Below are 19,254 nucleotides of genomic sequence, written 5' to 3'. Positions count from 1 at the left end.
CTGCAACATGCCACGGCGCTGGCTTTTAAGCAAGTCCAGCGGCATTATTAATCGGATATTTACTCATACCTGCTACTTGAGGAAACCTTGTTAGATCCCAGACAACTGCAAACACTGGCCGCAGTGGCGGAAACCGGCGGTTTCGACAAGGCCGCGAAGAAACTGTTTCTGACCCAGTCCGCGGTATCCCAACGCATCCGGCAGCTGGAAGAACACTTGGGCCAGCCCGTGCTGACCCGCACTGCGCCAGCGGAAGCCACCGAGGCCGGACGCCAGCTGCTGCAGCACTATCAGCAATTGCTGCTGATGGAAGACCAGTTGCTGCAAAAGCTCAACCCCGCCACGCGCCAGCGCGAATTCACCACGCTCTCGGTTGGCGTCAATGCCGACAGCCTGGCAACCTGGTATGTGCAGGCGGTGGCCCCGGTCCTGCTGAAGCACGACCTGCTGCTCGACATCGTGGTGGACGACCAGGACCACACGCACGAGCTGATGCGCACCGGCCATGTCATAGGCTGCGTGGGCACCCGGCCCGTGCCCATCCAGGGCGGGGCCCAGCATTACCTGGGCGCGATGCGCTATCTATGCCTGGCCACGCCGGAGTTTGCCGCGCGCTACTTCCCAAACGGCGTGAATCCCGCCGCGCTCGCTCGCGCGCCCTCCATCCTGTTCAGCCGCAAGGATGCCGTGCAGGAGCAGTTCCTGCGCCAAGCCGCCGCTTACGAGGGCAGCTTTCCCAGCTTTACCATTCCATCCGCGCAAGGCTTTGTGGAGTTGACCCGGCAGGGCTTGGCATACTGCCTATTGCCGGAATTGATGCTGGAAGACGATCTGGCCAGCGGCCGCCTGATCGACCTGTTTCCCGGCCAGTTCATCGACATCCCGCTCTATTGGCACCACTGGCGCGTGGAGTCCCGCCTGTCTCAGGCACTGACCGAGGCCATGTTGAACCATTGCGGAAGATACTTGCGCCAGGACAAGGCCGACAGCGCAGGCCGATAGCAGAATTCATCCGACAATACGTTTCGGATCGGCATGGCGCGCTTGCATTGACAATGCGCCACGCGCTGTCGCATCATCCGACGCCGATCTGGTTTAATGGAGGCAGCATGACCAGCAATCAGCATGTACCCAGCAATGAGCAGTGGGCCGAACTGGAAATGGCGGCGCAGCTGGCCGCGAAACAGGCTTACGCGCCCTATAGCAAGTTCACCGTCGGCGCCGCCATTCTCGACGGCAACGGCAAGATTCACATCGGCTGCAATGTGGAAAATGCCTCTTACGGCCTGACCAATTGCGCCGAGCGCACCGCGGTCTACGCCGCCCGGGCCAACCACGGCATGCAGGAAGTGCTGGCGGTATGCATCTACACCCCCACTCCCACGCCCACGCCGCCCTGCGGCGCCTGCCGCCAGGTATTGAACGAGTTTGGGCCCACCATGCGCGTGCGCGCCATCTGCGATGGCGAAGACATGATAGACACCACGCTGGATGTGCTGCTGCCGGGCGCCTTCGGCCCCAAGAATCTGCAAGCGCCCGCCGTCTAAATCCCGCCGCGCGCCATACCAAACGGAAACCTGCGGGTTTCCGTTTGTTTTACGCCCCTAGCCCTCGCGGCACAGCAGCCCCAGTTGCTGCGCCGAAGGCAGCCACAAGCAGATTTGCGCCAGCAAGGCGCGCGGCGGCAAGGCTGCCGACTCCGCCGCCAAGCGCATGGCCTCGTCGCCCCCGCTCCCCGCCCCCAGCGACTGCAGCAAGCGGTATTGCCACGCCGTCACGGCGTGCACTTGCACGCGCCACTGCACTCTGGACACCGTCAGCCAGCAATCTTGGCGCGCCGGCGTGGCCGGCGCTTCCTCCATCTCTTGCAGGCTGCGCCAATATTCATGCACCGGCAGCGCCGCCTGCAGCAGGCGGACGCTGTCCGGCATGCGCAAACCAGCCAAAGGATGGCCGCCGGCCAGCGCAGTCAGCCAGTCATGCTCCGCCGCCGGCGCCTTGCTTTCCAGCCCCTGCGCCCTCCCCACCTCCGCCAGCGCCCGCTCCAAACGCGCAAGGGCCACCGGCAGCTGGCACGCCAGCGACTCCGGGTCCGGCTGCGTGGCGGCGAGGAAATCCGCGAACCGACAGCCAAGATCGTGCAAGGAGGGCGTGCGCGATGGCTGCGCGGCAAGATAGCCGCGCGCCAGCCAATCGAACATCGGCCCGCCAAGCAGCTTGCGCAGCATGGGATAGTCCGCGCGCAGGCACTCGAGCAACCGCATCCAGTAGCCGTGATGGTAGATGCCTATGCGGTCCCGCCGCTCGCCGCGCGGCGGCTGCGCCACCAGGGTTTCATCGGCCCCGCACTGAAGGCGCGCCAGCGCCAAGCCTTGATCCAGCCCGCCGCTGGCCATCATGGCCGTCAACAGCCAGCGCTGGCAGTCATGCAAGGCAGGCTGATTCACGGCTATCCTTTCCGCCCGGAAGCGTCTCCGGAGCCTGATCCGCCAGCAATATCCGGGCCTTGTCCAGCTCTGCCAGCAAGTCGGGATAAGCGGGAATATCGGCATCCCACTCCAGCAGGGTGCTGACGCCGCCGCAGCGGCGTTGCGCCAGCAAATACAGCTGCCAAACCCGGTCCGGCACCGGGTGATCGTGGGTGTCGATCAGGCAGTCTCCGCAATCGCTCGGCCCCGCCAGGTGGATCTGCACGATGTGGTCGACCGGCAGTTGCCGAATGTAATGCTCGGGATCGAAGCCATGGTTGTAAGCGGAAACGTAGACGTTGTTGACGTCAAGCAGCAGGCCGCAGCCGCAGTCCTGCGCCAGCCGGGACAAGAAGGCCCACTCCGGCAGGGTGGAGTGGGAAAACTGCAGATAGCTGCTGGGATTCTCCAGCACCAGCGGCCGTCCCAGGAAGTCCTGCACCTGCAGCACGCGCTCCCGCACATGGCGGTAGCTCTCCTCCGTCAGCGGCAGGGGCAGCAGATCGTGGGAGTTGACCGATGCCACGCCGGTCCAGCAAAGATGATCGGACACCCATGCCGGCCGCAGTTCCTCTGCCAGCCGGCGCAGCTGTATCAGATAGCCCCGATTCAGCTCGTCGCAAGAGCCGATGGACAGCGATACGCCATGCATCACGACTGGCACGCGCTGCCGCAGGCCATCCAGCACATGGCGGGCATAGCCCTGATGGCCGATGAAGTTTTCGCTGATGATCTCGAACCAGTCGACGCCGGCGCCGTGCTCGGCAATGTGCGGGAAATGCACATTGCGCAAGCCGACGCCGAAACCGAGATTCGGCAAGCCAAGCCGGGGCTGTGTCACGCGCGCTCCTATCAGGTTGAAGGCGGCAGCGCCACGCGCAGCGGCGTCGGATTCGGCGGATCGCCCGCTTCCTTGCCGCGCGCGGCCATCACTTCGCGGTAAGCCTGCCAAGCTTTGTCATACACCGCCTCGCCGACGGCGAACTCGAGCGTTTGCGGCAAGGGCTGGCTGGCATGCTCCGGCCCGACAAAATCATAAAGCTTCATCTGCCCCTGGCTGGGGAAGAGCTGCGATGCCGAAATCGGCACCGCGCAGCCGCCGAAGCTGGCGCACTTGTTGTCGCTGGGCGCGCTGAACGCATCCGCCCCCGGCGTTGGCGTCGGGCTACCGCACTGGCTGCCGCAAGACGCATGCAGCGTGGGCGCGGCGCGGCGCATGGCCGAACAGGAGCCGCCGCCGCTGTCGTTCTGCACGAAGCCGCAGCCGCCTTCCGCCTTGCAGCTGTTGGAGCCGCGGCAAGTGTGGTAGATCTCGATGGCTGCGCAGCTGGAGCCCGATGCGCCATCCAGGCTCATGCCCTGACAGGCGTGGTACAGCTTGCCGGCCTCACGCTGCCCTACGCCCAGCGACAGGTCCGGCGCCTTGCCGAACACCGCCCAGCACAGGGAGACGCGGTCGCCGGCGCCGACCATGGACGGATAGGGGAAGCTGGCTTGCTGATTTTCCCAATAGGTATTCAGCACCGTGGTGATGCCGGCGATGGCGCCCACCGAGACCTGGCTCAACACCGAATACATGGAACGGTCCTGCTTCAGGGTATTCAGCGCATCGGCCACCTGCTCGGGCGCCGGGATGTCCTTGGGCGCCGCTGCCGGATCGTACTCGGTGTTGGTCAGCATGCCGGACGTCCAGCGATTGCCCTTGGCATGCCATTGTTCCCAGGTTTCCACCCGGCGCAGCATCAGGTAGAGCTCGGTGAAACGCTCGTAATGGGTCCACTCAGCGCTGTCGCAGCGCGCGGCCGCGTCGGCGGAAGCCACCGGATCCCCCTCGCCATCATACGAGGGATAATCCACCTCCAAGGCCGAACGGTCCTCGCGGTACGGCTCCTTCACCTCTTGCAACAGGCCGCCGCGCCGGTAACGGCGCAGGCTGATCTGCGCGCCTTCGCCCTGGTCGGTGATGGCCGCCATCATGTCTATGGCCTTATTGAAGGAACGGTTGCCGTCGCGGAAGTCTTCTGGCGTAAACAGCGTGGACAGTTGCGGAAACTCCCGCATCGGATGACCCGGATTCTTGGGGCCATGCACGTTGAACAGATCCTGCTGCACGGCGTCAGCCGTCGCCAGCTTGTCCCATAAAGTCTTTCCGTCCGCGTATTCGATGCTGATGTATTGCGCCAGGCACTCGTACATCCAGCCTATGGTGCCGAACATGGGCAGATCCTGCACCCCCATGGCTGGCTTCCAGCCGGCGAAGGGCACTTGCGGGAAATAGCGGGCTCGCACCTGCGGCGGCTGCTTGGCCAGCTCGGCGCGCGCCGCGCCTTCCGGCTGTTCGATGGCGCGGAACAGGGCAATCTGGTTTTCGTTCAGCGCTTCCAGGTTGACCCTGACATTGCTGTAGACACTGGTGTCGCGCAGATTGAGGATGTGCGGCAGCACCGACTGCTGCGGCCCATAGCAGACCCAGCCCAGGTCCTTATCCACCAGGCCCGGCGGCGTGAAGTCCGGCTTGACGCCCATGGCCGTGGCCAGATTGGCGGCCATCTGCAGATGCAGCATCTCCTGAATGAATACGCTGAACACGATATTGAAGGCGCGCTCGTTGTCGTCCCTGGGCTGCGCCACCGGCGCGGCGCCCGGCCACTGCCGGCCGCAATAGTAGTCCTGGCCCTTGCTGTTGATCTGGTGGGTGCCCTGGATCGAGTACATCGTGGTCATGTAGAGCGGGATCGTGAACAGCTCCACGCTCACCGCGGCCTGAATGATGGCCCGGGCTGCCGATTTGTCGCTTTCCAGCTCGCTCAGGCTGCGATCGGTGATCGGCTTCAGGCTGGCGCCAAGAACAGGAATATCCATCTCATCCTCCAAAGAGAGCGCGCTAGGCGCAAGGCTGCACTGCCTTATGACTTTAGAGATTCCCATGCCGTAAGTAAGCCTATATAGGCTTGCTAAGAAATTCTACGTAAAAAAGCCACCCCGCGGGGTGGCTCGCTTGAAGCTTGCAACGGCTGAAAACGCTTAGCCGCCCGCGACGATGGCTTGCGCCACCGCTTCGGCGATCTTGATGCCGTCCACGCCGGCCGACAGGATGCCGCCGGCGTAGCCCGCGCCCTCTCCCGCCGGGAACAGGCCCTTGATGTTCAGGCTTTGGAAATCGTCGCCGCGCGTGATGCGCAGTGGCGAGCTGGTGCGGGTTTCCAGGCCGGTCAGCACCGCGTCGTAGAGGTCGTAGCCGCGAATCTGCCGCGCGAAGTGCGGAATCGCCTCGCGCATCGCCTCCACGCAGAAGTCCGGCAGGATGCGGGACAGGTCGGTCATGGTCACGCCCGGCTTGTACGACGGCTCCACCTCGCCCAGCTGGGTGGAAGCCTTGCCGGCCATGAAGTCGCCCAGCAACTGCGCCGGCGCGAAGTAATCGCCGCCGCCCAGCTCATACGCCTTGCTTTCCAGCTCGCGTTGGAAGTCCAAGCCTGCCAGCGGGCCGCCCGGGTAGTCCACTTCCGGCGAGATGCTGACCACGAAGCCGGAGTTGGCATTGCGCTCGTTGCGCGAGTACTGGCTCATGCCATTGGTGACCACGCGCTTTTCTTCCGAGGTGGCCGCCACAACGGTGCCGCCCGGGCACATGCAGAAGCTGTACACCGCGCGGCCGTTGCCCGCGTGGTGCACCAGCTTGTAGTCGGCCGCGCCCAGAATCGGATGGCCGGCGTACTTGCCCCAGCGCGCCGCGTCGATCAGGGACTGCGGATGCTCGATTCGCACGCCTATGGAGAACGGTTTGGCTTCCATGTACACGCCGCGCTTCTCCAGCATCTGGAAGGTGTCGCGCGCGCTGTGGCCGAGCGCCAGCACCACGTGATCGCTCAGCACCTCGCCGCCGTCGGCCAGTTTCACGCCGCGCACGCTGTCGCCGTCCAGGATCAGGTCGTCCACGCGCTGCTCGAAACGGATTTCGCCGCCCAGGGCAATGATCTCGGCGCGCATGTTCTCCACCATGGAAACCAGGCGGAAAGTGCCGATGTGCGGCCGGGCCAGATACAGGATTTCTTCCGGCGCGCCGGCCTTGACGAACTCGGTCAGCACCTTGCGGCCCAAGTGGCGCGGGTCCTTGATCTGGCTGTACAGCTTGCCGTCGGAGAAGGTGCCGGCGCCGCCCTCGCCATACTGGACGTTGGATTCGGTATTGAGCTGGCTCTTGCGCCACAGGCCCCAGGTGTCCTTGGTGCGCTGGCGCACTTCCTTGCCGCGCTCCAGCACGATGGGCTTGAAGCCCATCTGCGCCAGGATCAGCGCCGCGAAAATGCCGCAAGGCCCAAAGCCGACCACGACAGGGCGGGACTTCAGATTTTCCGGCGCCTGGGCGACATAGTAGTAATGGGTGTCCGGGGTGGGCATCACCCGGCGGTCGCCCTTGAAACGGACGAACAGTTTGTCCTCGTTGGCCACATCGACATCAATGATGTAAACCAAGCTCATCACGCCCTTGCGCGCATCGTAGCTGCGCTTGAATACGGTAAAGCTTCGAACGTCCGCCGCCGGCACTTTCAGATAGGAGGAAACGGCATCGGCCAGCTCCTCTGGCGTATGGTCCAGCGGCAGCTTCAGTTCGGAAATGCGCAACATAAAAAATCCAGTGCTAGGTTGGTATCTATTCAACGAGGCCGATATTGTAGCGACAAAAGACACCGGCGGCACGATTCAGGTCAACCCGTCCATTGCATACTGTTTGGATATTGACTACGGCCTGCAGAGTCGTTCTCCCGTCCGGCGCTGGACGCCGGATAACCGCGGGACTCCCAACCGCCCCGCCACCGCACCGCGCGAATTGTTTCTGTCAGGAACCAGAATATGGATTGGCAAATGCTGACCCAGCCTGACGTCAGACAGGCCATCCACGCGCTGCAATCAGACGGCCATGCCAGCTGGCTGGCTCAGTTAAGCCCCGCCTTTGCCGGCAAAGGCCAGCCTGCCCATTTCCTCAAGCTCCGCGAGCACGCGATGAGGCCTGAGCACTTCAGCCGCATCGATCGCGCGGAGAGTCAGGGCTTGGAGGCTTACGGCGCGTTTCAGGGCGACCGCGAAGGAGAGTTTAAGACTTGCTTCAAGTTCCGCCTCGATGGCGACGGCAAGATCGGTCGGCGAGACATCGGCCAGCCGGACCGGGCGGGCTGAATTCGCGGCAAGCGCCGGCCACGCCTGCGCAGCCCGGGCGGCCGGGAGCCGCGCGACAAGGGAGAGGCGCGGGACGCCGCGCCGTCAAGCCACCCGCGCCAAACGGCCGCCGTCCTCGTCCGGCGACTCAAAGCGCTTCCAATCCACAATCATCACCTGGCTGAGCCCGCAATCGCGCGCCAGCTGCGACTCGATTTCCTCCAAAACCCGATGGCCGTGGATCACGCCATTGATCACGACCTCCGCGCGACGCATCACGCTATCGTCGGCGCTGACAAACCAGATACAGTAACGACTCATCGGCAACTCTCCGGCTGGGGATGCGGCAAGACAGGGGGAGATGTAAATATCGTCGCAATCGCCGCTTGCCGGCAAGTCTGGCTGTCAGTTAGCCGCGCATTTGCCGGCCCGATGGAGCAAATGCGCCACGAACCGCCCCATGAAAACGGCTATGGCACATCTCCCGCCGCTGCCGCGCGTCGTCCCGGCAAGCTCGTGCGTGCGTCCCCGGTCCCGACATAGCGCCCTTCCTCCATGACTCACATCACCGAGACGACAATGTCCGGATTCGCGGTTTGAATCCGGTGATCGGAGTCCACAACCTGGGGATGCGCCTTGGGATGAAGAAACCGACATAGAAGACAGCCCATAGCGGCGCCACGCGCATCGCATGGCCGCAAGCCATGCCGGGAGGCGGAAACACGCGCAGGGCTGGGTGGCGGCCGAATCAAGAGTGGCTCAGCAAACTGCCTGAGCCAAGATGCAGCGATGCAGGCCGTAGAATTCATGCGGCAAAATGACGCAACACAGGATCAGGGATGGCGTCGGCGGGTCGGCGTCAGGCCGCGGGAAGATCCAGCGCAGAGGCCAGCGCGGCCCACGCCAGCCGTTTTTGCTCGAACTTCAGGGTATGCGCCGGACTGGAGGACGGCAGGCGGATAATCCGGTAGGCGTCCGCATGCGCGCCCAGCGATTTCAGTCCGTGCTTGGCTGCCGTGCCGCCATTGAAAGCGACCATGCGCAGTTTGGGCAGGTTTGCGATCAATTCGAGCAGCTCGTTGCGAGTTTCATTGCGAATCGCCGCGTCCAAGCTGCCCTTGCGCTCGGCCTGGGCGATCACGTCCCACAGGCCGATGCCATGGCGCAGCAAGGTTTGCAGACGCTGCGCGTAGGGCTGCGCGCGCAGATCGACGTCGATCACCGCGCCGATCAGCTCCCAGAATTTGTTTTGCGGATACGCGTAGTACTGCGCGGCAGCCAGGGAGGCGTCGCCGGGCAAGGAACCCAGGATCAACAGGCGCGTGTCGCCATCCGTCACTGGCGGAAAACTGTGCTTGTCCAGGTCCGGCATATCAGAACAGCTGGCCTTGCTGGCGAGCGAGCCAGGCCTTGACCGGGCCGAAGGTCTTGCGGTGCGCCGGCAGCGCGCCGTGCGCTTCGATGGCGGCCAGGTGTTCCGCGGTGGGATAGCCCTTGTGGCGGGCGAAGCCGTACTGCGGGTGCAGCGCGTCCAGCGCCACCAGCTCGGCGTCGCGCGCGGTCTTGGCCAGGATGGACGCGGCGGAAATCGCCTGCACCTTGGCGTCGCCCTTGACGATGGCTTCGCCCGGCACCGGCAAGTGCTTGGGCACGCGGTTGCCGTCTATCTGCGCCAGGTCCGGCCGCACCGGCAGGCCTTCCACGGCGCGCGTCATCGCCAGCAGGGTGGCCTGCAGGATATTGAGCTTGTCTATCTCGTCGACGCTGGCGCTGGCGATGCTCCAGGCCAGCGCGTCGCGCTTGATTTGCTCCGCCAAGGCCTCGCGCTTGGCCTCACTCAGCACCTTGGAGTCGGCCAGGCCGACAATCGGCTTGGCCGGGTCCAGGATGACGGCGGCGGCGAACACGGCGCCGGCCAGCGGGCCGCGGCCCGCCTCGTCCACGCCGCAGGTCAGTGGCATCGCGCCACCTCCAGCACCGCGCGCGCGGCGCGGTTGGCCGTGTCCTGACGCAGCGACAGTTGCAGCTCGGTAAAGGCTTTGACCATTTCGCCGCGCGCGGCGGTATCGCTGTACAGACGGATCATTTCATCGGCCAGCTTTTGCGGCGTGGCCTGTTTTTGCAGCAATTCCGGCACCACGAAGCGGCCGCACAAAATATTGGGCAGGCCCACGTAGGGCAGCTTGATCTTGCGCTTGACCAGGCGGTAAGTCAGCGCGGACAGCTTGTAGCTGATCACCATCGGCCGCTTGGTCAATGCCACTTCCAAGGTGGCGGTGCCGCTGGTCACCAGCACCACGTCGCTGGCTATCATCGCCATCTGGGCATGGCCAAACAGCTTGCGTATCGGCAGATCGCGCGCCTTGAACTGCGACAACATGCGCTCGAACTGGTCCAGCGTGGCGCGGGTGGCCAGCGGCACCAGGAATTGCGCGTCCGGATACTGGCGCAGCAGCAGCCTGGCGGTGTCCAGGTAGACCGGCGCCATGAACTCCAGCTCACTCTGCCGGCTGCCCGGCATCAGCGTGAAGATAGGCACGCCCTGCGGCAGGCCCAGCTGCTCGCGCATCGCCTCCTGGTCCGGTTCCAGCGGAATCTCGCTGGCCAGCGGATGGCCGACATAGGTCACGGGAATCCCGGCCTGTCGGTATAAGGGTGGCTCCATCGGGAACAGGCACAACACGTGATTGACGGCTCGGCCTATCTTTTGGATGCGCTCCAGCCGCCAGGCCCAGATGGATGGGCTGACGTAGTGCACGACAGGCACGCCGCCCTTCTTCAGGGCAGCTTCCAGTCCCAGGTTGAAGTCTGGCGCGTCTATGCCGATGAAGACGTCCGGCTTTTCCGCGAGTAGCCGCTCACGCAGCTCGCGACGGATGCGCAGCAGCTCCGGCAGGCTCTTCAGCACTTCGGAATAACCGCGCACTGCCAGCTTTTCCTGCGGCACCATGCTGTGGAAGCCTCTGGACTCCATGCGAGGGCCGCCGATGCCGGCGAAGTCGATATCGCTGCGATGCGCCCGCAGCGCGTCCATCAGGTGGGCGCCCAGCAGATCGCCAGAGGCCTCGCCGGCCACCATGGCGACCTTCAGCGCCCCTTTTCGCTTGAACAAGTGATCGCTCATAAACTCAGCGGATGATTCCTCGCGCCGATTGTTCGAAGAAGCGCACGAACGGCGCCAGCTCGGCATGGCCCTCGCCTGCTTCGGCCAGAATGGCTGCCTTGGCTTCGTCATAGCTCAGGCCTTGGCGATACAGCGTCTTGTAGGCATTGCGGACGCGGCGGATCTGTTCCGGCGTGAAGCCGCGGCGCTTCATGCCCTCGGCATTGATGCCGGACGGCACGGCGCGGTTGCCGTGCGCGGTCACATAGGCCGGAATGTCCTGCGCCACGGCGCTGGCGAAGGCTGTCATCGCATGTTCGCCTACGATGACGAACTGGTGCACGCTGGTGAAGCCGCCCAGGAACACCCAGTCGCCCAGATGCACATGGCCGGCCAGCGTGGCGTTGTTGGCCAGGATGATGTGGTTGCCCACCTGGCAATCATGGGCGATGTGCACATAGGCCATGATCCAGTTGTCGCTGCCGACGCGGGTGACGCCGCCATCCTGCACCGTGCCGGTATTGAAGGTGCAGAACTCGCGTATGGTGTTGTTGTCGCCGATTTCCAGGCGCGTCGGCTCGCCGGCGTATTTCAGATCCTGCGGGATGGCGCCCAGCGAGCAGAACTGAAAGATGCGGTTATTTTTGCCGATGCGGGTATGGCCTTCGATCACCACGTGCGGGCCGATCCAGCTGCCCGCGCCTATGCTGACGTTGGGGCCGATGATGGAATAGGCGCCGATTTCCACGTCATCGGCGATCTGCGCCTTGGGATCGACGATTGCGGTCGGATGAATAGCCATGCTTACACCTCGCGACGGGCGCACATGATTTCGGCTTCGCAAGCCACCTGGCCGTCCACCAGCGCGCGGGCGGCGTACTTGCCGATGCCGCGCTTGACGGTCATCTGCGTCACCTCGAACACCAGTTGGTCGCCCGGCACCACCTGGCGCTTGAAGCGGGCATTGTCGATGCCGACGAAGAAATACAGCTCGTTCTCCGAGCGTTCGCCCTGGCTCTTGATCGCCAGGATGCCGGCGGCTTGGGCCAGCGCCTCGATGATCAGCACGCCCGGCATCACCGGGTATTGTTCGAAATGGCCGACGAAGAACGGCTCGTTGATGGTGACGTTCTTCAGCGCCTTGATTCGCGTGTTCGGTTCCAGCTCGGTGACGCGGTCAACCAGCAGGAACGGATAACGATGCGGCAGGCAGCGCATGATCTCGCGGACATCGATCGAGACAGCGTGTTCACTCATGAGGTTCTTCCTTCGATTTTTTCAATGTTTCCAGCTCCCGCTCAAGCTGCTTGATGCGCTTGGCGAAGTCATCCAGATGGCGCACGTGGACGGCGTTGGCCAACCAGTCCTTCATGCTTTGCAGCGGATAGGAGGAGGCGTAGGTGCCTGCCTCCTTGATCGACTTGGACACCAAGGTGCCGCCGCCGATATGGGTGCGATCCGCCACTTCGATATGGCCGACGAACATGGCCGCGCCGCCGATGGTGCAGCGCGCGCCTATCTTGGCGCTGCCGGCGATGCCGACGCAACCGGCGATGGCGCTATGCTCGCCGATCTCGACGTTATGCGCGATCTGCACCAGATTATCTATCTTGGCGCCTTTGCGGATCACGGTATCCACCAGCGCGCCGCGATCCACCGTGGTGTTGGCGCCGATTTCCACGTCATCCTCCAAGACCACGCGGCCGGTCTGCGGAATCTTGAACCAGTGGTCCTTGTCCCAGGCCAGGCCAAAACCATCGCCGCCGATCACGCTGCCGGAATGCACGCCGACGCGGTTGCCGATCAGGCAACCATGGTAGACGGTGACGTTGGCGTAAAGCGTGACATCGTCGCCGATGACGCAGCCATCGCCCACCACCACGCCAGGCAGGAGGCGGCAGCGTTCGCCGATGACGACATTGTCGCCTATCGTGACATTGGCGGCGATCTCGCTGCTCTGGGCAATGCGGCAGCCCTCCCCCACCACGGCGCGCGGATGAATGCCGGCGCGCGGCGCCTGGGCCGGGTGGAACAGCGTGGCCAGCCGCGCGAAATAAAGATAAGGATCGGCAGTGACGATCAGCGCGCGGCCATCCAGCTCAGCGGCCAGCGCTTCGGTCACGATCAGCGCGCCGGCCTGGCTTTCCAGCATCTGGCGACGAAACTTGGCGCTGGCGACGAAGGCGATCTCGCCTGTCGCAGCCGTTTCCAGCGGCGCCAGCCGGGCCACGGCCAGGTCCGGGCCGCGCAGTTCGCCGCCCAGCCGCTCAACAATGTATGCGAGTGTGTAGGACATCAAAAACAAAGCCGACCGGGGGTCGGCTTACTCCGGTAACGGTTGAGACGATTACTTGTCCAGCTCTTTCAGCACTTGCGGCGTGAGATCGAACTTGGGGTTGATATACACCGCGTCCTGCAGGATCAAGTCATAATTCTCGCGCTGGGCGATTTCCTTGACCACGCGGTTGGCCCGATCCGTCACGCTGGCAAACTCCTCGTTGCGGCGCTGATTATAGTCCTCGGCCAGCTCGCGCGACTTGGCGCGGTAGTCGCGGTCGAGGCTGGCGTACTCGCGCTCGTAACGCTTGCGGTCATCCTGCGACAGGCTGTTGCCGCCAAGCATGGATTCCAACTCCTTGGCGCGCGCCTCCATCTTTTTCAGCTCGGCGCGGCGGGCCGCGAATTCCGTATCGAGCTTCTTATAGATGGCGACGGCGGCGCCGGCCTCGCGGTAGATGCGCTCCACGTTGACATAGCCCAGCTTGAAGTCGGCCGCATGAACCGGCAAGGCCGCCAGGCTGGCCACCGCCAGCCACCACTTCCATGATTTCATGTATCCGTCCTCAAGTATCGGTTAGAACGAGGTGCCCATCTGGAACTGGAAGCGCTGCACCTTGTCATTCGGCTCCTTCTTCAGCGGATTGGACAGACTGAACTTCATCGGCCCCATCGGCGACAGCCAGGTCAAGGCCACGCCCGCGGAGTAGCGGAAGCCATCGCTGGCGGAGCTATGGATGCCCGCGCTGTTTTGCGCGCTGGTCAGATTGGTGTTCCACAGCGTGCCCATGTCGAAGAAAGCGCTCAGACGCACCGACTTATTATCCTTCAGCCCCGGCATCGGGAACAGGATTTCCGCATTGGCCACCGCCTTGCGATTGCCGCCCAGGTAGGAGTTGGCCACCGAGTCATACGGCCCGATGCTGCTGGTGTCGTAGCCGCGCACGGAACCCAGGCCGCCCAGGTAGAAGTTCTGGAAGAACGGCAACACCTTGGTCTTGCCGTAGCCGTCGGCGTAGCCCAGCTCGCCGTTCAGCATCAGCGTGAAGTCCTTGGACAGCGGGAAATACCAGGTCTGCTGGTGGGTCAGGCGGTAATACTCCAGCGAGCCGCCCGGCAAACCGGCATCGAAATTGACGCTGATGCTGGCGCCGCGGGTCGGCCACAAGGCGCTGTCGCGCGTGTCGCGGCCCCAGCCCACGGTGCCCAGCACGGTGTAGTTGTTGTTGCCGTACTGGTTGACAAAGTCGATGTACTGCTGCGGACTGTCGCTGTACGTGGTGATGTCGGTCTTTTCCGCGCCCAGCGTGAAATTGACGCGGTCGTACTCGGTGATGGGCACGCCGAACCGCACATCCGCGCCGGTGGTGGATGTTTTGTAGGCGGAAATGGAGGTGGCGTCCGGGTTATAAACGCGGTTATACAGGTCGTAACCCAGGCTCACGCCATCGGGCGTGAAGTACGGATCGGTGAAGGACAGCGAATAGTTCTTGTTCACCTTGCCGGTGGACAGACCCAGCGACATGTACTTGCCGGAGCCGAAGATATTGCTCTGCGCGATGTTGGCGCCGATCACCAGCCCCTCGCCCTGCACATAGCCCAGACTGCCGGAAATGCTGCCGGTGGAGCGCTCTTTCAGGCTGATGTTCATGTCCACCTGGTCCGGCGCGTCCTGCACTGCCGGCGTTTCGACGTTGACGTCGTCGAAATAGCCCAGCAGCTCCAGGCGCTCCTTGCTGCGTTTGACGTTGGCGGCATTGTACGGCGCGCCTTCCAGCTGGCGCAGCTCACGGCGGATCACTTCGTCGCGGGTCTTGGTGTTGCCCGCCACGTTGACGCGGCGCACATAGGTCTTGCGGCCCGGATCGACGAAGAAGGTGAAGGCAGCCGTCTGCTTGTCGTGATCAATGTCCGGCAGCACGTTGACGTTGGCGAAAGCGTAACCGGCGTCGCCCAGGCGGTCGCTGATCGCCTTGACCGATTCCGTCACTTTTTCATTGTTGAAAACGTCGCCGGGCTTGATGGCCACCAGCTTGCGCAGGTCCGCCTCCGGCACCTTCAGGTCGCCGGCCAGCCGCACATCGGACACCGTGAACTTCTTGCCCTCATGCACGTTGATGATCAGGTACATCGACTGCTTGTCTGGGCTGATGGACACCTGGGAGGAGTCGATGCCGAACTCCATATAGCCCTGGTTCTGATAGAAGGCCTTGAGCTTCTCCAAGTCGCCGGTCAGCTTCTGCTTCGAGTACTGGTCGTCCTTGGTGATCCAGGACAGCCAGCCGCCGGTGGTCAGGCTGAACTCATCCAGCAGCTTGGACTGCGAGAAAGCATTGGCGCCGACAATGCGGATTTCCTTGATGCGCGCCGTGATGCCTTCGTTGATGTCCAGCGTCACCGCCACGCGGTTGCGCTCCAGCTTGGTCACGCTGGGCGTGATTTCCACCGAATACTTGCCGCGGCTGTAGTACTGGCGCTTCAGCTCCTGCACCGCGCCGTCCAGCAGGGCCTGATCGAAAATCATGGACTCGGCGAAGCCATTGTCCTTCAGCGCCTTCTTCAGCTGATCCTTGCTGAATTCCTTGGCGCCGTTGATATTCAGCTGCGTGATCACCGGGCGCTCCGCCACGGTGACGATCAGCGTATTGCCGCGGCTCTCGATGCGCACATCGTTGAAGAAACCGGTGTTGAACAGGGCCTTGATCGACTCCTGGGCCTTGCCGTCAGTGAAGGTGTCGCCCACCTTCACCGGCAGATAGTTGAAGACCGTGCCCGGCTCGGTACGCTGCAGGCCTTCAACGCGAATATCCTTGATGACAAAAGGATCGGCGGCCATCGCGACGGAGGCCATGGACAGGCCCAGTACGGCCGCCGAAAGTAGCTTCAATTTCATAGGTAAGTTTTAACCCCCAAGTAGGCGGCTGAAATCATTCAGCATGGCAAACGCCATCAAAGACGCCAGCAATATGAAACCAATTTTTTGTCCGAGCAATTGCGCCCGTTCGCTGACGGGCTTCCCTCTGACCAGCTCCGCGACATAATACATTAAGTGGCCCCCATCCAGAACCGGTATGGGAAGCAGATTCAATATGCCGATGCTGATGCTGATCAGCGCCAGGAACTCCAGATACGGCGTCAAGCCCTCGCGCGCAGTCTGCCCTGCCACATTGGCGATGGTCAATGGTCCAGACAGATTGCTCATCGAGGCATGGCCGATCAACATATTGCCCAGAAACTTCAGGCTCATCCAGGACGTATCGCCGGTTTTGCGCAAGGATTCCCGCAGCGCGCCCAGCGCATCGTAACGGACCATGAAAGCCAGCTTGCCGTTCCAGGCGGCATCAGGCAAGGGCGCCACGCCTATGCGCCCCACCACGTCGTCATCCTGCGCCACCGACTCCGGGCGCAGCCTAATCTCCATCGGCTTGCCCGCGCGCTCGATGCGGACCAGCAAATCCTTGCCCGGGCTGTTGCGCACCAATTGCACCCAAGACTCCCAATCGGGGAGGATCAGGCCATTGGCCGACAACAGCTTGTCACCCGGTTTTAATCCGGCCTTGGCGGCCACGCCGCCAGCCTCCACCACGCCCACGGCGGACAGGAAGCGCGCCGGCGACAATCCCGGATCGCCCTGCTGCAGCGCTTGCATCGCCTTGGGGCCAAAGCGCTCGGCGTTAATGCTGCGCACCACGGCGGCGCCAGTCTGCGGCTGCACTCGCACCGGGATCGCGCCGCCGCCCATGGCGGCGTCGACCAGCGCCAGCCTCACGTCCTGCCAGTTGCTGACCGGCGCGCCCGCCACATCGAGAATGCGGTCGCCCTCGCGAAAACCCGCCGCCGCCGCCGGCGTCTGTGCGACAACCGTGCCCACCCATGGCCGCAGCTGCGGCACGCCCTGGCCTATCACCACCCAATACAGCAGCACGGCCAGCAACAAATTGGCCAGAGGGCCCGCCGCCACGATGGCGATGCGTTTGAATACATGCTGATTATTGAAGGCGCGCGGGCGCTCTTCCAAAGCAACAAAACCCTCGCGCTCGTCCAGCATCTTGACGTAGCCGCCCAGCGGAACCGGGCAGATCACCCACTCGGTTTCCTTCGGGCGAAAGCGCAACAAGGGCGAGCCGAAGCCCAGCGAGAACCGCAGCACGCGCACGCCGCACAGTTTGGCCACCAGGTAGTGGCCAAACTCATGAAACGTGACCAGCACGCCTATGGCCAGCAGGAAAGCGAAAACCGTCAACATGACCCCACCCTTTCCTCAGCGAAACGGCGCGCTTCGTCATCACGCGCCAGCAAATCAGCCAGCGAACGACTGGCGCTCGCCGACACCCCGTCCAGGGTATCGGCGACCACGCGCGGAATATCGACAAAACGGATGCGCTCGGCCAGAAAAGCCGCCACCGCCACTTCATTGGCGGCGTTCAGCACCGCCGGCGCGTCGCCGCCCGTTTCCAGCGCATCAAAGGCCAGCTTCAAGCAGGGGAAGCGCTGCATGTCCGGCCTCTCGAAAGTCAGATCGCCCATGGCGAAAAAGTCCAGCGAAGCCACGCCCGCCTCGATCCGCTGCGGCCAGGACAAGGCGCAGGCAATGGGCGTGCGCATGTCAGGCGAACCCAGCTGCGCCATCACCGAGCCATCGCGGTACTGCACCATGGAGTGGATCACGCTTTGCGGATGCACCACCACGTCGATGCGGCTGGGCGGCACATTGAATAGCCAGCGCGCCTCTATCACCTCCAGGCCCTTGTTCATCAGCGTGGCGGAATCCACCGATATCTTGCGCCCCATGCTCCAGTTGGGATGGCGGCAGGCATCGGCCGGGGTGACATGCAGCAACGCTTCGGCCGCGCGCTGGCGGAACGGCCCGCCCGATGCCGTCAGGATGATTTTGCGCACGCCGGCCGACTCAGCGTCGCCGGCATAATCAGCCGGCAAGGACTGGAAGATCGCGCTGTGTTCGCTATCCACCGGCAACAGCGCCGCGCCGCTGCCGCGGACCGCGTCCATGAACAGGCTGCCCGCCACCACCAGGGATTCCTTGTTGGCCAGCAGGATACGCTTGCCGGCGCGCGCCGCGGCCAACGCCGAAGGCAGGCCCGCCGCGCCGACAATGGCGGCCATCACGGCATCCACCTCCGGCAATGCGGCTACCTGCTCCAGCGCCTGCGCGCCATGCAGCACCTCGCCGCCGAGCCCAGCCTCCGCCAGCCTGGCGCGCAGGCGTGCGGCGGATTCGGCATCGGCCACCACCAGATAATCGGGATGAAAGAGACTGGCCTGCTCGAACAGTTTGTCGAGCTGGCGATGAGCAGTCAGCGCCACCACGCGGTAGCGCTCGGGATGACGGGCGATCACGTCCAGCGTGCTGCAACCCACGCTGCCGGTCGCCCCCAGTACGGCAATACCCTGAGGTTTGGTCATGTGAAAGATTCCAGAATTACATGCCGCCCAGCACGCGCAGGGCGTTGCCCACCGCCAGCACGGCGATCAGGCTGTCAATGCGGTCGTACACGCCGCCATGGCCCGGCAGCAGCGCGCTGCTGTCCTTGATGCCGGCCGAGCGCTTGAACCAGGACTCCAACAGGTCGCCGCACACGCTGACCGCGGTCAGCGGCAGCGCCAGCAGCAAGGTGGCCCACAGCGGCAAATGGATGTCCAGCCAGCCAAAATGGTCGACGCACACCACATAAAGACCAACGCAGATCACGGCGCCGTAAACGCCTTCCCAGCTCTTGCCGGGACTGATGGCCGGCGCCAGCTTGCGGCGGCCAAAGGCCTTGCCGGAAAAATAGGCTGCGATATCCGCCACCCAGACCAGGCCCATCACGGCCAACAGCGCCAAGGCATCGCGATGCGTCGGCGCGGGCCGCCACTCAAGGAAGGCGAACCAGGCCGGCAGCAACAGCGCCCAGCCCAGCAGCCAGGCCGCCGCGCCGGACGGCATGGACCAGCGCTTGGCCAGCCAGGCCGGCACCAGCAGCAGCCAGAGCGCCAGCACCAGGCCGTGCGCAACGACTGGCATCTGCCAATGACCAAACCAGGCAGCGCCGGCAAATGCCGTGGACAAAGCCAGATAAGCCGCCTGCGCCGGCAAGCGCATTCCGACCATGCGGGTGTATTCCCACAGCGCCAGCACGATGATCAACCAGGAAAAGCCGCCCCAGGCGGCGGCCGGAAACAGGAACAGCGCCGACAGCATCAGCGGCAGCAGCACCAGCGCAGTCAGAATACGCGTTTTGAGCATGT

The 19,254-nt window shown here is 63.8% G+C and carries 19 protein-coding genes; 3 read left to right on the top strand and 16 right to left on the bottom strand.

Annotated elements, in window-relative coordinates:
• The first annotated feature begins 87 nt into the window (after positions 1 to 87).
• Both FYK34_RS06455 and FYK34_RS06450 read left to right on the top strand, forming a co-directional pair.
• Positions 88 to 1,002 (top strand): LysR family transcriptional regulator ArgP, encoded by a 915-nt coding sequence (locus FYK34_RS06455; RefSeq protein ID WP_149295600.1) that lies wholly within the window; start codon positions 88 to 90, stop codon positions 1,000 to 1,002.
• A 107-nt stretch (positions 1,003 to 1,109) separates the two neighbouring features.
• Positions 1,110 to 1,547, top strand: a complete 438-nt coding sequence (locus FYK34_RS06450) for a cytidine deaminase (protein WP_168209661.1) — start codon at positions 1,110 to 1,112, stop codon at positions 1,545 to 1,547.
• 57 nt (positions 1,548 to 1,604) lie between these two features.
• Here FYK34_RS06450 and FYK34_RS06445 read toward each other — a convergent pair whose 3' ends face one another.
• The 4 genes from FYK34_RS06445 to FYK34_RS06430 form a co-directional block, all read right to left on the bottom strand.
• Positions 1,605 to 2,447, bottom strand: a complete 843-nt coding sequence (locus FYK34_RS06445) for an HvfC/BufC N-terminal domain-containing protein (RefSeq protein ID WP_168209660.1) — start codon at positions 2,445 to 2,447, stop codon at positions 1,605 to 1,607.
• A complete protein-coding gene (gene bufB / locus FYK34_RS06440; RefSeq protein WP_149295597.1) occupies positions 2,425 to 3,309 on the bottom strand; it encodes an MNIO family bufferin maturase in 885 nt (294 codons plus the stop codon). Before bufB ends, FYK34_RS06445 begins: the two co-directional genes overlap by 23 nt.
• Before the next feature lie 11 nt (positions 3,310 to 3,320).
• The gene (locus FYK34_RS06435) at positions 3,321 to 5,330 is read right to left on the bottom strand and encodes a ferritin-like domain-containing protein (RefSeq protein ID WP_149295596.1); all 2,010 of its coding nucleotides are present in this window, start codon (positions 5,328 to 5,330) and stop codon (positions 3,321 to 3,323) included.
• 162 nt (positions 5,331 to 5,492) lie between these two features.
• Entirely contained in the window at positions 5,493 to 7,097 is a 1,605-nt protein-coding gene (locus FYK34_RS06430) for an NAD(P)/FAD-dependent oxidoreductase (protein WP_149295595.1), read from the bottom strand.
• A gap of 225 nt (positions 7,098 to 7,322) precedes the next feature.
• On the opposite strand from FYK34_RS06430, the gene FYK34_RS06425 reads away from it, so the two are divergent.
• Complete coding sequence (locus tag FYK34_RS06425) at positions 7,323 to 7,646, top strand: hypothetical protein (protein ID WP_149295594.1); 324 nt, start codon at positions 7,323 to 7,325, stop codon at positions 7,644 to 7,646.
• 84 nt (positions 7,647 to 7,730) lie between these two features.
• On the opposite strand, the gene FYK34_RS06420 is transcribed toward FYK34_RS06425, so the two are convergent.
• The 12 genes from FYK34_RS06420 to FYK34_RS06365 form a co-directional block, all read right to left on the bottom strand.
• The gene (locus FYK34_RS06420) at positions 7,731 to 7,946 is read right to left on the bottom strand and encodes a hypothetical protein (protein ID WP_149295593.1); all 216 of its coding nucleotides are present in this window, start codon (positions 7,944 to 7,946) and stop codon (positions 7,731 to 7,733) included.
• Between the two features lie 538 nt (positions 7,947 to 8,484).
• Entirely contained in the window at positions 8,485 to 8,997 is a 513-nt protein-coding gene (locus FYK34_RS06415; protein ID WP_149295592.1) for a DNA-deoxyinosine glycosylase, read from the bottom strand.
• Between the two features lies 1 nt (position 8,998).
• Entirely contained in the window at positions 8,999 to 9,586 is a 588-nt protein-coding gene (gene rnhB / locus FYK34_RS06410; RefSeq protein WP_174774503.1) for a ribonuclease HII, read from the bottom strand.
• A complete protein-coding gene (gene lpxB, locus FYK34_RS06405; RefSeq protein ID WP_149295591.1) occupies positions 9,577 to 10,749 on the bottom strand; it encodes a lipid-A-disaccharide synthase in 1,173 nt (390 codons plus the stop codon). Before lpxB ends, rnhB begins: the two co-directional genes overlap by 10 nt.
• Positions 10,750 to 10,753: 4 nt before the next feature.
• On the bottom strand, positions 10,754 to 11,530 hold the full coding sequence (gene lpxA / locus FYK34_RS06400; protein ID WP_149295590.1) for an acyl-ACP--UDP-N-acetylglucosamine O-acyltransferase: 777 nt from the start codon (positions 11,528 to 11,530) through the stop codon (positions 10,754 to 10,756).
• A gap of 2 nt (positions 11,531 to 11,532) precedes the next feature.
• On the bottom strand, positions 11,533 to 11,985 hold the full coding sequence (gene fabZ, locus FYK34_RS06395; RefSeq protein ID WP_149295589.1) for a 3-hydroxyacyl-ACP dehydratase FabZ: 453 nt from the start codon (positions 11,983 to 11,985) through the stop codon (positions 11,533 to 11,535).
• Positions 11,978 to 13,024 (bottom strand): UDP-3-O-(3-hydroxymyristoyl)glucosamine N-acyltransferase, encoded by a 1,047-nt coding sequence (lpxD, locus tag FYK34_RS06390; RefSeq protein WP_149295588.1) that lies wholly within the window; start codon positions 13,022 to 13,024, stop codon positions 11,978 to 11,980. The genes fabZ and lpxD overlap by 8 nt, the downstream gene beginning before the upstream one ends.
• 51 nt (positions 13,025 to 13,075) lie before the next feature.
• Positions 13,076 to 13,561, bottom strand: coding sequence for an OmpH family outer membrane protein (locus tag FYK34_RS06385; protein ID WP_149295587.1), 486 nt, complete (start codon positions 13,559 to 13,561; stop codon positions 13,076 to 13,078).
• Positions 13,562 to 13,582: 21 nt separating this feature from the next.
• Entirely contained in the window at positions 13,583 to 15,898 is a 2,316-nt protein-coding gene (bamA, locus tag FYK34_RS06380) for an outer membrane protein assembly factor BamA (RefSeq protein WP_149295586.1), read from the bottom strand.
• A gap of 9 nt (positions 15,899 to 15,907) precedes the next feature.
• Positions 15,908 to 17,251: an RIP metalloprotease RseP gene (gene rseP / locus FYK34_RS06375; protein ID WP_149295585.1), complete on the bottom strand. Its 1,344-nt coding sequence runs from the start codon at positions 17,249 to 17,251 to the stop codon at positions 15,908 to 15,910.
• Entirely contained in the window at positions 17,245 to 18,429 is a 1,185-nt protein-coding gene (ispC, locus tag FYK34_RS06370) for a 1-deoxy-D-xylulose-5-phosphate reductoisomerase (RefSeq protein ID WP_149295584.1), read from the bottom strand. The genes rseP and ispC overlap by 7 nt, the downstream gene beginning before the upstream one ends.
• Positions 18,430 to 18,445: 16 nt before the next feature.
• Positions 18,446 to 19,252 (bottom strand): phosphatidate cytidylyltransferase, encoded by an 807-nt coding sequence (locus FYK34_RS06365; RefSeq protein ID WP_149295583.1) that lies wholly within the window; start codon positions 19,250 to 19,252, stop codon positions 18,446 to 18,448.
• Positions 19,253 to 19,254 lie beyond the last annotated feature (2 nt).

Origin of the sequence: Chromobacterium paludis, assembly GCF_008275125.1 — a bacterium.
Lineage (GTDB): Bacteria > Pseudomonadota > Gammaproteobacteria > Burkholderiales > Chromobacteriaceae > Chromobacterium > Chromobacterium paludis.
This window is presented reverse-complemented; position numbering and strand designations above follow the sequence as displayed.

Excerpts from the sequence above, each read along its gene's own strand:
- FYK34_RS06450 (WP_168209661.1), top strand. The coding sequence starts at position 1,110 with ATGACCAGCAATCAGCATGTACCCAGCAATGAGCAGTGGGCCGAACTG.
- FYK34_RS06435 (WP_149295596.1), bottom strand. The coding sequence starts at position 5,330 with ATGGATATTCCTGTTCTTGGCGCCAGCCTGAAGCCGATCACCGATCGC.
- FYK34_RS06430 (WP_149295595.1), bottom strand. The coding sequence starts at position 7,097 with ATGTTGCGCATTTCCGAACTGAAGCTGCCGCTGGACCATACGCCAGAG.
- FYK34_RS06425 (WP_149295594.1), top strand. The coding sequence starts at position 7,323 with ATGGATTGGCAAATGCTGACCCAGCCTGACGTCAGACAGGCCATCCAC.
- FYK34_RS06420 (WP_149295593.1), bottom strand. The coding sequence starts at position 7,946 with ATGAGTCGTTACTGTATCTGGTTTGTCAGCGCCGACGATAGCGTGATG.
- FYK34_RS06415 (WP_149295592.1), bottom strand. The coding sequence starts at position 8,997 with ATGCCGGACCTGGACAAGCACAGTTTTCCGCCAGTGACGGATGGCGAC.
- rnhB (WP_174774503.1), bottom strand. The coding sequence starts at position 9,586 with ATGCCACTGACCTGCGGCGTGGACGAGGCGGGCCGCGGCCCGCTGGCC.
- lpxB (WP_149295591.1), bottom strand. The coding sequence starts at position 10,749 with ATGAGCGATCACTTGTTCAAGCGAAAAGGGGCGCTGAAGGTCGCCATG.
- lpxA (WP_149295590.1), bottom strand. The coding sequence starts at position 11,530 with ATGGCTATTCATCCGACCGCAATCGTCGATCCCAAGGCGCAGATCGCC.
- fabZ (WP_149295589.1), bottom strand. The coding sequence starts at position 11,985 with ATGAGTGAACACGCTGTCTCGATCGATGTCCGCGAGATCATGCGCTGC.
- lpxD (WP_149295588.1), bottom strand. The coding sequence starts at position 13,024 with ATGTCCTACACACTCGCATACATTGTTGAGCGGCTGGGCGGCGAACTG.
- FYK34_RS06385 (WP_149295587.1), bottom strand. The coding sequence starts at position 13,561 with ATGAAATCATGGAAGTGGTGGCTGGCGGTGGCCAGCCTGGCGGCCTTG.
- bamA (WP_149295586.1), bottom strand. The coding sequence starts at position 15,898 with ATGAAATTGAAGCTACTTTCGGCGGCCGTACTGGGCCTGTCCATGGCC.
- rseP (WP_149295585.1), bottom strand. The coding sequence starts at position 17,251 with ATGTTGACGGTTTTCGCTTTCCTGCTGGCCATAGGCGTGCTGGTCACG.
- ispC (WP_149295584.1), bottom strand. The coding sequence starts at position 18,429 with ATGACCAAACCTCAGGGTATTGCCGTACTGGGGGCGACCGGCAGCGTG.
- FYK34_RS06365 (WP_149295583.1), bottom strand. The coding sequence starts at position 19,252 with ATGCTCAAAACGCGTATTCTGACTGCGCTGGTGCTGCTGCCGCTGATG.